Consider the following 14,413-nt stretch of genomic DNA (forward strand, 5'->3'; position numbering starts at 1 on the left):
TAAAATTTGTTAATTCAGCTAAAGCCAATACTTTTGCCTTACTTATAAATAATCTAAATAAAAACAATGAAAGGCTTAACAACAGCTATCTTACTCTTAGTAAGCGTAGTGACAACCATGGCACAAGGGGGCATACGGGGAATCGTTACTGACAACAGTAGCAACCCTCTTGTGGGAGTAAACGTAATTATCAAAGGATCTACTACCGGTGTACAAACCGATATCGATGGACACTTCAATATCAAAGCTAGCGCTAATAAAGAAGTTACCTTGGAGTTTTCATATATCGGATTCAAAACGAAAACGGTAAAAGCACAAGGTGGCGCAAACCTTAGCATCGTTCTTTTTGAAGGAAATGAACTGTTAAACGAAGTAACGATTGACACCAACAGACAAAACAAGTTCTCGAGAAAAAAGACAGCCTATGTAGCTAAGTTACCCTTAAAAAACATAGAAAACGCACAGGTTTACAGTACTGTTACCAATCAATTATTAATTTCTCAGTCGGTGGTAAGCTTTGAGGAAGCACTGAACAACTCGACGGGAGTTACCAAACTATGGTCATCTACAGGACGTAGTGGTGACGGTGCTGGATACTACTCTATTAGAGGGTTCTCTGTACAACCCAAATTAGTAAACGGGGTTCCTGGTATTACCAACGGATTTATCAATCCTGACAATGTAGAGCGCATCGAGGTAGTGAAAGGACCTTCTGCTACGTTGTTCGGTAGTACTGTAACATCATACGGTGGATTAATCAATATCGTTACCAAGAAACCTTACCGAGGAACTGGTGGAAACATCACAGTAGGTGCTGGATCATTTGGTTTTAAAAAATTGACTTTTGACATCAATACGAGCCTAGAAAGCAATGAAAACATCTCTTTACGCGTAAATGCTGGATACCAAACCGAAGATAGTTTCCAAGATGCTGGATTCAGAAAATCTTTATTTTTAGCTCCCTCTTTATCGTATAAAGTGAACGACAAATTGACGTTGAACTTCGGGTATGAAATGTTAAGTACTGATCAAACCAACCAACCCTTCTTATTCTTAAACAGATCGGCACCATTAGTATTTAAAAACTTAACGCAACTTAACTACGACCGTAACAAATCGTTGACGAGCAACGATGTTTCTATTAAAAACCCTACGCAGAACTACCGCGGAGAGATCGCCTATAAGATTTCTGACCAATGGACTTCTCAAACCTTAGTAGCAGGAGGAAAAGCAAAATCAGATGGGTACTATACCTATTTGTGGAATCCTGCAAACTGGACCAATCCGGCGAATCCTGTAGCACTTCCGGTATTCTCAACCTTCGCACAGCGAACAAACGCCGAAACCAATACATTCAACGTTCAGCAAAACTTCAACGGAGATTTCAAGATCGCAACTGTTCGTAATCGCGTTGTTGTTGGATTTGACTATTTAAGCTCACAAACTATTGACCAGAGTTCAAACTGGAGAGCAGTAAATGCTGTAACCCCACAGGGACAACTAGTAAGTGGTTTACCAGTATCAGCGAGTAATATTTCAGGATTATTAGCAAACGCTGGTAATGTTGATACAGATATCAACCAAAACATCTTAGGTGCTTACGTTTCAGATGTTGTAACGATTATGCCAGGATTGACGGTAATGGCTGGAGTTCGCTACGATCGTTTCAACTACAAAGGAGACGCTAACAACCCTGCTGACGATGCAAAGGAGTACACAAAATCAACATTCTCACCAAAATTTGGAGCAGTATACCAACCGATACTAAACAAACTCTCTGTGTTTGCCAACTATCAAAACGGATTCAGCTACGTAAATCCAGAAATCGTACCTGTAAACATCGCTAATCCGGCGGCTGGAACACGTGTACAATCATTTGACTTAGAGCGTGCAAATCAGCTCGAATTCGGTGTAAAAACTAATCTATTTAACAATAAATTAGAAGCGACCGTAAGTGCGTATATGATTGATGTTACCAATAAAGTTATGGGCTTCGGAGCTGCTAAACAACAAGATGGTACTGTAAACAGTAAGGGTATTGAATTAGAAGTAAATGCCAACCCTATAGAAGGATTAAACCTACGCGGAGGATTCAGTTATAACAATGCCAAAGTAACCGTTTCTAAATCTCGTCCTGATTTAGTAGGTAAGCGTTTGGCAGAAGCTGGACCAGAAACGAACTACAACTTCTGGGCAGATTATAAATTCTTAGACGGATTCGCAAAAGATTTCGGTCTTGGATTTGGTTTTATCGGAGCTAGTGACTACGATACCATGGTAGGTTACCCAGCTGTTGGTGAATTTGTGTTACCATCGTACACCGTGTTTAATGCAAGTGTATACTACGAAGTTTCTAAATTCAGAATTAGCGTGAAAGCAAACAACTTAACAGACAAAGAATACTACAAAGGATGGAGTACTATTACTCCACAAGCACCTCGTAGTTTCTTAGGAACTTTAACTTATAAATTCTAATACAGTTTCTCTTAGTTAAATCAAAACGCCTTTCTTTTTTGTGAAGAAAGGCGTTTTTCATGAAATCAATCCTATAAATTACGGAATCTCAATCAGTCATCCAAATATTATTTAAATTTAATCTAAACAAACTTTGTTTTTACTTTTCCTTAAACTACCTTTGCCGTCAATGTTTTAAATAAATCTAAATAAAAACAATGAAAGGAATTGTAAATGCCGTTTTGTTATTCTTTGTCGTCGCGACAAGTTTAGCACAAACGGGGAGTATTCAAGGAACGATTGTTGACAACAGCAACGAACCTTTACCAGGAGTAGCTATTAAACTAGTGGGCTCTAACAAAGGAACTCAAACCGATATCGATGGTAAGTTTGATTTGACAAATCTCAACGCAGGAAAGCACCAAATCATCATCTCTTACATCGGATTTAAAACCAAAACAGTTGCGGTAACGGCTCCAAGTACGAACAACACCTTCGTTATTTACGAGGGAAATGAATTGCTACAAGAAGTTCAAGTATCGAGTAGGAATAATAAATTTTCACGTAAGCACACCGCCTACGTTTCGAAATTACCATTACGTGATATCGAAAACGCACAGGTATATTCAACGGTGACCTCTGAACTATTAGATTCACAAATTGTAACGAATATTGACGATGCCTTAAACAATGCTACAGGAATCAGTAAACTATGGGAAGCTACCGGACGTGCACCAGGAGAGGGTACTGGATACTTCTCTACTCGTGGTTTCGCTACGCAGCCAAAATTAGTGGACGGTATGCCTGGATTTACACTAAGTGCTGTTGATCCTTCTTATATCGAACGTATCGAAGTAATCAAGGGGCCTTCAGCTACTTTATTCGGAAGTACGGACACTTCATTAGGAGGGTTGATTAACGTAGTAACCAAAAAGCCTTATGAAGGATTTGGAGGTAGTGTTTCGTATACTGCAGGGTCGTTTGGAACTCATCGTGTATCTGCCGATATCAATACCCCATTGGCAAAATCAGGAGGACCTTATTTCAGAGTAAACGCATCGTATTTGACGCAAGACAGCTTTCAAGATGCTGGGTTTAGAAAAACGTTTTTCATTGCTCCATCGCTTTCATACCGCGTTAACAACCGTTTAAATTTCTCTGTAGGATTTGAATATGCACGTACCAAGCAAACCAATCCATCTATGTTGTTTTTACGTAGAGGAGCACCTTTGATATCAACCAATATGGACGAGTTAAACTTAGACACTACAAAATCATTCACTTCAAATGATTTGTACTTGACCAGTCCTACTTTTAACACGCGTACCATTGTCGATTATAAGATTTCAGATGAGTGGACTTCTCAAACCGTTTTTGCGAGTAGCTATGCAGAAGCGAAAGGGTACTACCAATACAATATAGATGGAGGAGCACTTGCCATTTTTGGTTTACAGCCCCTTACGACATCACCTTTAGCACCAATTGTGAATCCGTATATAAATCCTATGTTAATGGAAGCAGGAGGCTTATTAGGTACAGAAGCTTTTACTCGTGTTATTGACAAGCAAAACGCGAATGCGACGAACTACAACCTGCAACAAAACTTTATTGGTGATTTCAAGATCGGAGATTTGAGAAACAGAATGGTATTCGGATTAGACTTTGTAAACCGATCTCAACATTCTCGTAACCAAAGTGGGAACCCTGTATTGACTACTACGTCTAACTTCCCAACGTTATTAGGAGCTTTAACAGCTAATGGTCAAGCAGCAATTGCTCAACAATTACAAGCGCAATACCGAGCTTTCCCTTATTTTGATGCGTTTATCAATGCACAAGGAAATGTGATCAACTCTTCGTTTACCCCAGGAGCTACTTACCAGCCTTCAACAGCGAATTTAGAGAATGTATTTAGCAGCGTTCCAGTACGTGATATCAGAACCAATTCAAAGACTTTTGCAGTATACGTATCTGACGTTTTAAACATCACCAAAGAATTAACAGTAAAGGTAGGTCTTCGTTTAGACTACTTTGATCAACAAGGAGATCTCAGTCATACCGATGATGACTATACTAAAACTACCTTCTCACCAAACTTTGGAGCTGTATACCAAGCGATTCCTAATAAATTATCAGTATTTGCCAATTACCAAAATGGATTTATGAATGTGGATCCTGTAATCAACCCAAGTAGTCCTGAGCCTACTACTACCTTCCAACCTATCAAAGCCAATCAGTTTGAAGGAGGTATAAAAACAAACTTCTTCCAAGGAAAACTTAACTTTGGTGCGAGCTACTACCATATCATCGTAAATGATAAAACGGCAAACGACCCAACTGGTGTTTTACTTCCTAGAAGAATTGACTTAAAAGAAGTAGTGAGCAAAGGAGTAGAATTTGAACTCAATGCCAATCCGTTTGACGGATTAAACATTAGAGGTTCGTACTCGTACAACGACACGCGTGTGACGGATGCTTATAGTCAAATTAAAAAACGTGAAGTTACTGAGCTTTTAGACAGAAGACCAGAAGAGTCAGGTCCTCAAAATTTATACAACTTCTGGGCAGACTATAAATTCCAAGAAGGTTCTTTCCTCGAAAACGTAGGAATTGGAGCTGGATTTAACGGAGCATCTTCGCACAAAACCATCAACAACTCAGTATCAGGAGTATTTACCTTACCGAGTTATACCGTATTTAATACCGGAGTTTACTACGATGCTAAAGACTTTAGAGTAGGATTAAAAGTGAACAACTTAACCGATAAAACCTACTTTACAGGTTGGAGTACTATCAATACACAAGCTCCGAGAGCTTTCTTAGGAACCCTGACCTATAAATTTTAACATGTATCTAAATTGAATAATAGCTCAAAGGCTCTGGACAATTCGTTGTTCAGAGTCTTTGTATTTAAAAACTAACATATGATAACCCTACTTGTCTTATTTAGCTTGCTCAGCTCTTATGCTTTTTATCACACCTCCCAAAAAGCGCAACTTTCAAATTCCAACAGCGTATCGGTGTGGTTACAAAAACACACTACGCTAGCCAAGGCTATTGGAATTGCCTGCTTAATTATAGCGGCCATTTTAGCTATAGCGAGCATGGGCCTCACTTCAGGTACACTGTTAGGCCTGATGTTATTTTCCATTATTCTGAGCTTGGTCATTGTCCTAACCCCATTAAAAATCATCGGATTTAAACAACTGTTAGGGCTGTTTCTATTTATTATCATCCTTGAAATTTTACTATAACGATGCCCGCAAATCCTAAATACCTGAATAAGTCACCTTGGCAACAAGGCGCAAAAATTACAGCAGGCCTAATTGGAGGCTACTGTATAAGTGCTCTGCTACACATGATCTTGGCGCTAGTACTCCCCTTTCACCAAGAAGTACTCGTAGCGTCGATTGTAACCCTATTTTTAGTATGGTGTACCTTGATGATTATCCCTTACCTCTTTGAAAATGGTTGGAAAGTTTGGGGACTCTACCTCATCATCATCGCCCTACTCTACACCCTCTATCTTTTTTGTAACCATAACAACCCATTTCTATAATGAGCAACAGAAACTACAATGTATTTTTCAATACACATACCGTGAGCGGTATTGTGATAAGTATTGCGTTGTACGTCATCTTTTTTGCAGGAGCTTTTGCTTTGTTTAAAGGAGAAATCCAAATTTGGGAAGAAGGAAAAACCCTGAGCTATACCGAAAGAAAAAGTATTGATTACGACAAATTACTCAACCACCTAGACCAGCAACACGAACTGACTGGGAGGGATATACAAATTAATTTAAACGAACACAGCGATCATATTTACAGTTATTTACTACCTAGTAAAGATTCGCTGGCTAGCGAAAAAGGAAAAACATCGCAATACCTGTACACCGATATAAACAACGGTACCAGCAAAAACTACAATGAACAATACAGTCTAGGTGAATTTTTATTTCGACTTCACTTTTTTCATCAGCTCCCATCCATAGGAGTCTATCTCGCAGGTTTTGTATCCTTATTCTTTTTATTTGCTATTGTCACCGGAGTCATAGTCCATTGGAAAAAAATCATCCCCAATTTTTACGCGTTCAATCCGAAAGTTATATTAAAACGCGTTTGGACCGATGCTCATACTGCACTTGGAGTCGTTGGACTTCCCTTCCAGTTTATTTTCGCTGTTACGGGTGCGTATTTTGCCATCAGCATCTTGGTTTTAGTCCCAGCGAACTTTTTGTATAACGGAGATCAAGCCAAACTCCTAGAAGATTTACGACCAGAAAGAAAAGCCTATCAATGGGAATCGAGAAGTGAGCAAGCTCTTCCGAGTTTTAATGAATTTGCTCAAAAGGCCGCCCAACAATGGGAACACTTCCACCTTACAGATGCCTATATTAAAAATTATGGCGGCACCAATATGAAGTACGTTCTTCTCGGAGAAATGCACAGCGACCATCGTTTTGTCGGTATCGGGCGCATCAGTTACGACGCACGTACAGGTACCGTAGAGGAAGTAAAAAATCCGACAGAAGCCGATTTTAAAGAAGACTTTCAAAAGGTAGTGAGCAGACTGCACTTTGCCGATTACGGAGGAATTCCGATGAAAATCATCTACTTCATCATGGCCTTAATCACCTGCTTCGTCATCATCACGGGAGTTCTTATTTGGGTAGAAGCTCGAAATAAAAAGAGCATGAGTCTTCGCCAACGCTTGTACACTGCCAAAGTTGGTCATATCTACCTAGCCATGTGTTTAAGCCTGTTACCAGTAACGGCTCTGGCTTTCTTATTTGTCAAGCTGAGCACAGGATCATTCCTAGATAAACAATCGGCTATTTATTACTTTTTCTTTGGAACTTGGCTCGTATTCACCCTGTTCTTCCGATTCAAACGCAACAATTTTTTCACCAACAAATGGAGTCTATTACTCGGTGCCATTTTCGGGTTTCTCGTTCCGATAGCCAATGGAATTGTTTCTGGCAATTGGTTGTGGACAACATTTAGCCAAGGACAGTTCGATATCTTACTGGTAGACGTACTCTGGCTTATTATTGCGAGTACTTCCCTGGTGGTTTATTTCAAAATTAAACCGGAAGTCCAGGAACAGAGTGCCTTTACAAAAACCCCAATCGATTACAACAACATAAAAACTTTATTAAAAGAAGAAGATGAGGCGCGAAAAAAAGCGACTGCTTCTGAAATATTAACTGATATAAATTACATACCTATGAGAACTAAAATATCTCTTTTATGGATCTTTATTGCCATTGGATTCATCTTTCATCACGTTTATGGCTTAGCTACCGTATACTTCAAAGAATCTGTGCTTATGGAAGGCGCTACCGGAGAAACCCCAATGTGGGCACATCAATGGAGAATTGCCATGGAAGGACTTGCCTTGACCTTTGGTTTATTGAGCTTAGAAGTACAAAAGAAATGGTTTATCACGACCTCTTTAGTTTGGGCGATTATCTTGGGGATTTTTAACCTTTACCACGTCATTACTGCTGTTATTTACGAAGCTTCTAACCTTTCAGAGATTTTAGTATTACTGCTGTTGGTAATAGCGAATGCCTTTCTTATTAAAAACATTACTACTTGGCGTAAAGAACAATAAGTATGAAACCAACTCAAGAGAATTTCAAGCTGTTAGAGCAACAACTCAGCTGCCCGGAAGGTACCGAAGGCATTGAGGTTGCAAAGACAATGAATCTTACCAATATTTCGATGACAAGGGCTAGTATGGATGCTTTAAGGCTTCCTAAGGGATCGAATATCTTGGAAATAGGGCATGGCAATTGCGGACATTTATCGCAGTACTTTCAGCTGTTTGACCAGCCTAAATTTTACGGTTTGGAAGTTTCAAAAACCATGTATCAAGAAGCACTGAAATACCGAGACCAATTGGAGCTACTGCCAACGCAAGCGGCTTTCTATGTCTACGACGGAACTCAGCTGCCTTTTGAAAACCACAGCATGGATGCTATTCTCAGTGTAAACACCTTGTATTTCTGGCAAAACCCACAGGAGTTTTTAAAAGAAATCTCAAGAGTGCTCACAACACAAGGGAGCTGCATTATCAGTTTTGCCTTACGAGCTTTTATGGAAGACCTCCCTTTTGTTCGCGATAAATTTACGCTGTATTCTCTTGAGGAATTTAAACAATTACTCGTAAATTCTCCATTGCAATTAGCATCGAGTACTACAATTACAGAACAGGTAAAAAGCAAATCGGGAGACCTCGTACATCGCGAATTTGCTGTTGCCACTTTAACACAATGCATATGAACACAATAGGATTAATATATGGGTCCGATACGGGTATGACGGAGGAAATTACTCATAGTATCGTCGATAATTGGACCGCTTCGGAGATTGACGTAATGGAAGTTACCAATGTAAGCGTTGCCGACTTCGAAAAATACGACACATTACTACTAGGACTTTCTACCTGGTATGACGGCGATTTGCAAAGTGACTGGGAAAGTTATTACGACGAATTTAAAACAGTGAACTTTTCAGGAAAAACTGTTGCGATCTTTGGTTTGGGTGACCAGTATGGCTACGGTGAATATTTTATTGACGGTGTTGGTATGCTGGCAGAGGTAGTACTTGCCAATGGTGGAAAAATTATAGGACATTGGCCTATAAAAGACTACGACTTTTCTGAATCAAAAGCTGAAATCGAAGGACAAGGACTTTTTTATGGTCTTGCCTTAGATGAAGACAATGAACCAGAACTCACCCAAGAGCGCTTAACCACCTGGTTAGACCAATTAGCGAAGGAATTACAATAAGTACATAAAAAAAGCTGATAGCAATGCTATCAGCTTTTTTTTTAACTCTCTGGTGCCAACTCGACTTCCAATCCGTCGAGCTCAGGTGTCATTTGAATCTGACAGCCCAATCGGCTATTATCTTCTACGTAAAAGGCCTCTGCCAACATCGCATCTTCATCATCGGTCATTTCAGGCAATTCGTGATCTGACTTTACATAACACTGACAGGAAGCACACATGGCCATACCACCGCATATTCCGATCGTTCCTTCGGGTGCCAGTTCATACGAACGGACCACCTCCATTAAATTCATGGCCATATCCGTAGGAGCCACCACCTCGTGGGTTACTCCTTCTCTGTCTGTAATTTTTATGTTAATATCCTGCGTATCCATAAGTAGCTATTAACTTTTGTTTATTGATTTGTCGTTTGTTTTTGCTCTTCTTCAAATAGCTTTTTTCTGAGGACTTTTGCCCTTTTATCTTCTCCATCATGAGTCCATCCTGGAGAATTAAAAATATAATTGAGTTTATCACTCCACTTTTCAGCGCGCTGTACATCTTTCCAAATAGCTGTGTATTCATGGCTTGCTACTGTTATAGGATTGAAGGTTTCTATGTTTACCGTCAATCCGTATTGAGGAGCATCAATCTCTTTCAACTCTTCTGAAAAAGTACCAAACATACGATCCCAAATGATCAGTATTCCAGCGTGGTTACAGTCTAAATAGCGAATATTGGACGCGTGATGTACGCGGTGATGTGATGGAGTATTAAAAATAAACTCTATAGGTTTCGGCAGTTTATCTACCAGTTCGGTATGTACAAAGAACTGATAAATCAAGCTCACCCCCATCATGGTAAACATCATCAAAGGATCAAAACCCAAAAGGGGAATCCAAATCCAAAAGAAAAATTTATGAACGCGTTCACCAACACCTTGACGCAGCGCAGTTCCTAAATTCATATAAATAGACGAGTGGTGTGGTACATGACCTGCCCAAAATAAACGCACCTCGTGGTTTAATCGATGAAACCAATAGTACGATATATCATCAGCAAAGAACAACAATAACCAAGCCCACCACTGACGTTGTACTACGTCTTTTAGTGGGCTTAGCTCGTGCAAATAGAAAAATAGAACAAAGGCCAAAACTTTGGGCACAAATTCAACTATAGCTGAAAAAACCATCATTAAGAGCGATACGGTTGTATCTTTACCATGGTACTTTTCCCGAGCAATTTTATACTCGACAATCATACATATAAAAAATAATGGCAGTGCGAAATAAAGTAGTTTGTCTTGAGATAATTGTTCTATGTATTCTATCATAAAATAAGTTAGTTTATTGCTTTAACAACGGCTTTAGGAGCCTCTTTCTTTGTTCCGTCAAATCCAGTAACACCACCAACAGTAGTGTACTTCATCACGTATTTTTTATCTGGGTGAATACGTTGGTACGCACTCTGACACATCAAGGTCGCTTCGTGGAATCCACATAAAATTAACTTCAATTTCCCAGGATAGGTATTGACATCACCAATCGCATAGATTCCAGGAATATTGGTTTGATAATCCAGTGCATTGTTCACCTTAATGGCATTCTTTTCTATTTCCAGTCCCCAGTCGGCAATAGGTCCTAATTTTGGTGCTAAACCGAAAAGTGGTATAAAGTGATCTGTCTTTAAAGTAACTGGCTCTTGTCCTTTTTGTTCTACCAGTACGCCTTCAACTTTACCATCCCCTACAATTCCTTTTACTTCTGCCGGAGTGATTAGGGTAATCTTACCTGCATCTTTTAACTCCTGTACCTTATCAACAGAATCCAAAGCTCCTCTAAACTCATTTCTTCTGTGAATCAAGGTTACCGACTTTGCCACGTCAGTCAAGAAAATAGACCAGTCTAAAGCTGAATCTCCACCTCCGGCAATCACTACGTCTTTATCGCGGTAGAGTTCAGGTTCTTTAATCATGTACTCCACTCCTTTATCTTCGTAATCAGCGATGTTAGGGATCGGTGGTTTTCTAGGCTCAAAACTTCCCAATCCACCGGCAATTGCTACTACTGGTGCATGGTGTTTTGTTCCTTTATTCGTGGTTACTATAAACGAACCATCTTCTTGTTTTTCAATAGTATCGGCACGTTCTCCTAGCGTAAACCCTGGCTCAAACTGCTTAATTTGCTCCATTAACTTATCTGTTAAATCACCTGCTAAAATTTCAGGATAAGCAGGGATGTCATAGATGGGTTTTTTAGGGTAAATTTCCGAGCACTGACCTCCGGGTTGAGGCAAGGCATCGATAAGGTGACAGCGAAGTTTTAACAATCCGGCTTCAAAAACCGTAAACAGTCCTGTAGGACCCGCTCCAATAATTAATATATCTGTTTTTATCATTATACTAGTTCAAAAAATATTTTCTTTTTTATACGGAGATTCCTGTCTCACAACGTAAAACAGGAATATCTAGTCTGCACAGTAAGGTGCTAGCCGTTTTTTGTCACTTGTAAAAAAGCGACCTAGTATTTTAAAAACACGAACACCCCACCAATTTCCAAAATTACAAAGTAACTGGTGCTTTTTAGCTGACAATTATCAGCTTAGGCTACATTAATTACTTCTTTAATTTCTGGTGCGTATTTTTTAATAGTTGCTTCTACTCCATTTTTTAAAGTCATCTGATTCACTGAACATCCGCTGCACGCTCCTTCCAACTGAACCTTTACCACTTCATCTTCGATAGAAAGTAATTTGATATTACCTCCATCACTGATTAAAAATGGACGAATTTCCTCTAAAGCCTTTTCTACATTATTTTTAATTTCTTCTGACGCCATAATAGCCCCTACTTATACTCTTTTTCAAAAGTTACTCAAACCGGGTTTTTTGAGTATTGTTGTTTAACTATATCACGTTATTCTTTACAAAGAAAGAATGTTATTTTGTACTACATCCACTCATCGTCGTAATTCGAACGATTTCTGTTGGAGGCAAGTTCGCATTTCTCTTCAGTAATTGCGATACCATTTCTTTGGTAACGTCTGTAAATGCCTCTGACAAAGGTGTATTTTCTTGCAGTGCTACAGGATGCCCTACATCACCAGCCTCACGTATACTTTGAACCAAAGGAATTTCTCCTAAGAACGCTGTATCAATATCCTCTGCCAAGTTCTTTGCTCCCCCTTGACCAAATATGTAATATTTATTGTCAGGAAGCTCTGCTGGCGTAAAATACGCCATGTTTTCAACAATTCCTAATACTGGAACATTGATACTCTCTTGTTGGAACATCGCTACTCCTTTTTTAGCATCTGCCAAGGCAATATTTTGAGGTGTACTTACCACTACAGCTCCGTTAATTGGCACTGCTTGTACAATAGATAAATGTACATCACCTGTACCTGGAGGCAAGTCGATTAATAAGAAATCTAACTCTCCCCAATCAGCATCAAAAATCAACTGATTTAAAGCTTTCGAAGCCATAGGTCCTCTCCAAATAACCGCTTGACTAGGATTGGTAAAGAAACCGAGTGATAACAATTTCACCCCGTAATTTTCTACAGGCTTCATTTTTGATCGACCGTTGCTGTTTACCGCCAATGGTTTTTCGCGTTCAACGTCGAACATAAGATGCTGAGACGGACCGTAAACATCTGCGTCTAAAACCCCAACTTTAAAGCCCATTTTCGCTAAAGACACCGCCATGTTTGAAGTGATCGTAGATTTTCCTACTCCTCCTTTTCCAGAGGCTACAGCGATGATGTTCTGAATATTTGGAATTTCTTTCCCTCGAATCTGATTCGGATTCTCCTTAGCAGCCACTTCCACTTTTACATTCACCTTTACATCGATCTTTTGATCAACGTGCTCGTGAATCGCCTTCATGATTTCCACTTCGACTTTTTTCTTCGCCTGTAACGACGGATTACCGATGGTTACATCCACGATAACCTCATTTCCAAAAGTCACTACATTTGTAACATTCTCATTTTCTACTAGACTTTTCCCTTCACCAGGAGCGGTAATGGTTTCTAGCGCCTTGTATATATCTTGTTTCTTAAAACTCATTTGCTTCACGTTTAGCCTCAAAAGGCTTCCTGTTTTAAATCGATTCTACTAAAGTACAAAGATACGCTTTAGTGCTTAGAAAATAAAGTGTTTAAATAGTGAAAATTTATGGATGTATAAACCCAATTTATACCAAAAACAGTAGTAAACAGTCCCTTACAGTTCCTTTGCAGGATCCCAAAACAACTGATCGAAGTCTCGGATTTGATTGTCGACGATGACTACGCCTTCGCTCTCCAGTAACTGCTGCATTAAATTGGTTCCTTGAAAATGGTGTTTTCCCGTCAAAATTCCTTTTCTGTTCACTACCCTGTGCGCTGGCACCTCTTCTTCTTGTTTATGGGAGTTATTCATGGCCCAGCCTACCATGCGTGCAGAGCGAGCAGCTCCTAAATACTTGGCTATGGCCCCGTAGCTCGTCACTCTTCCGTAAGGAATAAGCCTCGCCACAACATAAACACGGTCAAAAAAATTAGTTGAATTTTCCATGGACTAAAAATACAATTTTACAGCGTAGTAGACAGCCACAATTCCTGTCAGTATTCCAATACCCAAGGTAAAAAAGCGCAATAATTTGGCAAGGTTTTCTTGAAATTTATCCGCGATAAAGACGTAATTATACAATACTGCTAACACCCCAATAGCCGCTCCTAAAGCAAAGAACAACACCGAATACAAGTCGCGCATCAACCATCCGTATGACATGTACAATTTAAATTCTACAATAAAAAAAGGAATGGCGAACATATTAATCAATGAAAGCATCAACCCCAGTATAAAACTATTGATCCCTTTGGTTTCTTTGGAAATTTCTTTAGTAGTCCATCCTTTGTACAAGAAAAGCACTGAGATCACCCCCAGTACAAGGACCCCAACTTTTTGCAATGCGCGCAATAAGAATTGTTGTTCCTGTAGCAAACCTGAAATAAAAACAGCTGTAAACACCTGCAGTAAAACCACCAACGATACTCCCCAAACAAATTTATGGGCTTCTCCTTTGTTTTTACTAATACAGAGTTTACTCGCAGTTATATTTAACATGCTCGGAGGTAAATATCCGAGATAAGACGTCACAAAGCCTAACACCAAATGCGACCACATCATAATGAGCGT

14 protein-coding genes are annotated in these 14,413 nt (G+C 39.5%); 7 read left to right on the top strand and 7 right to left on the bottom strand.

Going from position 1 to position 14,413, the window contains the following annotated elements; all coding sequences use genetic code 11:
* Positions 1-66 precede the first annotated feature (66 nt).
* The 7 genes from ACKTS5_RS19415 to ACKTS5_RS19445 all read left to right on the top strand — a co-directional run bounded on the left by ACKTS5_RS19415 (position 67) and on the right by ACKTS5_RS19445 (position 9,250).
* Complete coding sequence (locus tag ACKTS5_RS19415; protein WP_408045546.1) at positions 67-2,475, top strand: TonB-dependent siderophore receptor; 2,409 nt, start codon at positions 67-69, stop codon at positions 2,473-2,475.
* 197 nt (positions 2,476-2,672) lie between these two features.
* A complete protein-coding gene (locus ACKTS5_RS19420; RefSeq protein ID WP_408045547.1) occupies positions 2,673-5,300 on the top strand; it encodes a TonB-dependent receptor domain-containing protein in 2,628 nt (875 codons plus the stop codon).
* Positions 5,301-5,378: 78 nt separating this feature from the next.
* Positions 5,379-5,708, top strand: a complete 330-nt coding sequence (locus ACKTS5_RS19425; protein ID WP_408045548.1) for a hypothetical protein — start codon at positions 5,379-5,381, stop codon at positions 5,706-5,708.
* Positions 5,709-5,710: 2 nt separating this feature from the next.
* Positions 5,711-6,013: a hypothetical protein gene (locus tag ACKTS5_RS19430; protein WP_408045549.1), complete on the top strand. Its 303-nt coding sequence runs from the start codon at positions 5,711-5,713 to the stop codon at positions 6,011-6,013.
* A complete protein-coding gene (locus ACKTS5_RS19435; RefSeq protein WP_408045550.1) occupies positions 6,013-8,070 on the top strand; it encodes a PepSY-associated TM helix domain-containing protein in 2,058 nt (685 codons plus the stop codon). The genes ACKTS5_RS19430 and ACKTS5_RS19435 overlap by 1 nt, the downstream gene beginning before the upstream one ends.
* 2 nt (positions 8,071-8,072) lie before the next feature.
* Positions 8,073-8,741, top strand: coding sequence for a class I SAM-dependent methyltransferase (locus ACKTS5_RS19440; protein ID WP_408045551.1), 669 nt, complete (start codon positions 8,073-8,075; stop codon positions 8,739-8,741).
* Positions 8,738-9,250: a flavodoxin gene (locus tag ACKTS5_RS19445; protein ID WP_408045552.1), complete on the top strand. Its 513-nt coding sequence runs from the start codon at positions 8,738-8,740 to the stop codon at positions 9,248-9,250. The genes ACKTS5_RS19440 and ACKTS5_RS19445 overlap by 4 nt, the downstream gene beginning before the upstream one ends.
* A 41-nt stretch (positions 9,251-9,291) precedes the next feature.
* On the opposite strand, the gene ACKTS5_RS19450 is transcribed toward ACKTS5_RS19445, so the two are convergent.
* The 7 genes from ACKTS5_RS19450 to ACKTS5_RS19480 all read right to left on the bottom strand — a co-directional run bounded on the left by ACKTS5_RS19450 (position 9,292) and on the right by ACKTS5_RS19480 (position 14,404).
* The gene (locus tag ACKTS5_RS19450) at positions 9,292-9,627 is read right to left on the bottom strand and encodes a 2Fe-2S iron-sulfur cluster-binding protein (protein ID WP_408045553.1); all 336 of its coding nucleotides are present in this window, start codon (positions 9,625-9,627) and stop codon (positions 9,292-9,294) included.
* Positions 9,628-9,647: 20 nt separating this feature from the next.
* Positions 9,648-10,565 carry a sterol desaturase family protein gene (locus ACKTS5_RS19455; RefSeq protein WP_408045554.1) on the bottom strand — a complete coding sequence of 306 codons (918 nt, stop codon included), beginning with the start codon at positions 10,563-10,565 and terminating at the stop codon, positions 9,648-9,650.
* Positions 10,566-10,573: 8 nt separating this feature from the next.
* Positions 10,574-11,629: an NAD(P)/FAD-dependent oxidoreductase gene (locus ACKTS5_RS19460; RefSeq protein WP_408045555.1), complete on the bottom strand. Its 1,056-nt coding sequence runs from the start codon at positions 11,627-11,629 to the stop codon at positions 10,574-10,576.
* A 203-nt stretch (positions 11,630-11,832) separates the two neighbouring features.
* Positions 11,833-12,069: a NifU family protein gene (locus ACKTS5_RS19465; RefSeq protein WP_408045556.1), complete on the bottom strand. Its 237-nt coding sequence runs from the start codon at positions 12,067-12,069 to the stop codon at positions 11,833-11,835.
* A 100-nt stretch (positions 12,070-12,169) separates the two neighbouring features.
* Positions 12,170-13,300 carry an Mrp/NBP35 family ATP-binding protein gene (locus tag ACKTS5_RS19470; protein WP_408045557.1) on the bottom strand — a complete coding sequence of 377 codons (1,131 nt, stop codon included), beginning with the start codon at positions 13,298-13,300 and terminating at the stop codon, positions 12,170-12,172.
* 156 nt (positions 13,301-13,456) lie between these two features.
* Entirely contained in the window at positions 13,457-13,789 is a 333-nt protein-coding gene (locus ACKTS5_RS19475; protein ID WP_408045558.1) for an MGMT family protein, read from the bottom strand.
* Positions 13,790-13,792: 3 nt separating this feature from the next.
* Positions 13,793-14,404, bottom strand: coding sequence for a hypothetical protein (locus ACKTS5_RS19480; protein ID WP_408045559.1), 612 nt, complete (start codon positions 14,402-14,404; stop codon positions 13,793-13,795).
* Positions 14,405-14,413 lie beyond the last annotated feature (9 nt).

The sequence above is a fragment of the Tenacibaculum litopenaei genome, from assembly GCF_964514025.1.
Taxonomy (GTDB): Bacteria; Bacteroidota; Bacteroidia; order Flavobacteriales; family Flavobacteriaceae; genus Polaribacter; species Polaribacter litopenaei.

Bases quoted from the DNA above. Each gene is read 5' to 3' on its own strand.
- ACKTS5_RS19460 (WP_408045555.1), bottom strand. From the start codon at position 11,629: ATGATAAAAACAGATATATTAATTATTGGAGCGGGTCCTACAGGACTG.
- ACKTS5_RS19440 (WP_408045551.1), top strand. From the start codon at position 8,073: ATGAAACCAACTCAAGAGAATTTCAAGCTGTTAGAGCAACAACTCAGC.
- ACKTS5_RS19480 (WP_408045559.1), bottom strand. From the start codon at position 14,404: ATGATGTGGTCGCATTTGGTGTTAGGCTTTGTGACGTCTTATCTCGGA.
- ACKTS5_RS19470 (WP_408045557.1), bottom strand. From the start codon at position 13,300: ATGAGTTTTAAGAAACAAGATATATACAAGGCGCTAGAAACCATTACC.
- ACKTS5_RS19415 (WP_408045546.1), top strand. From the start codon at position 67: ATGAAAGGCTTAACAACAGCTATCTTACTCTTAGTAAGCGTAGTGACA.
- ACKTS5_RS19455 (WP_408045554.1), bottom strand. From the start codon at position 10,565: ATGATAGAATACATAGAACAATTATCTCAAGACAAACTACTTTATTTC.
- ACKTS5_RS19435 (WP_408045550.1), top strand. From the start codon at position 6,013: ATGAGCAACAGAAACTACAATGTATTTTTCAATACACATACCGTGAGC.
- ACKTS5_RS19450 (WP_408045553.1), bottom strand. From the start codon at position 9,627: ATGGATACGCAGGATATTAACATAAAAATTACAGACAGAGAAGGAGTA.
- ACKTS5_RS19425 (WP_408045548.1), top strand. From the start codon at position 5,379: ATGATAACCCTACTTGTCTTATTTAGCTTGCTCAGCTCTTATGCTTTT.
- ACKTS5_RS19420 (WP_408045547.1), top strand. From the start codon at position 2,673: ATGAAAGGAATTGTAAATGCCGTTTTGTTATTCTTTGTCGTCGCGACA.
- ACKTS5_RS19475 (WP_408045558.1), bottom strand. From the start codon at position 13,789: ATGGAAAATTCAACTAATTTTTTTGACCGTGTTTATGTTGTGGCGAGG.
- ACKTS5_RS19430 (WP_408045549.1), top strand. From the start codon at position 5,711: ATGCCCGCAAATCCTAAATACCTGAATAAGTCACCTTGGCAACAAGGC.
- ACKTS5_RS19465 (WP_408045556.1), bottom strand. From the start codon at position 12,069: ATGGCGTCAGAAGAAATTAAAAATAATGTAGAAAAGGCTTTAGAGGAA.
- ACKTS5_RS19445 (WP_408045552.1), top strand. From the start codon at position 8,738: ATGAACACAATAGGATTAATATATGGGTCCGATACGGGTATGACGGAG.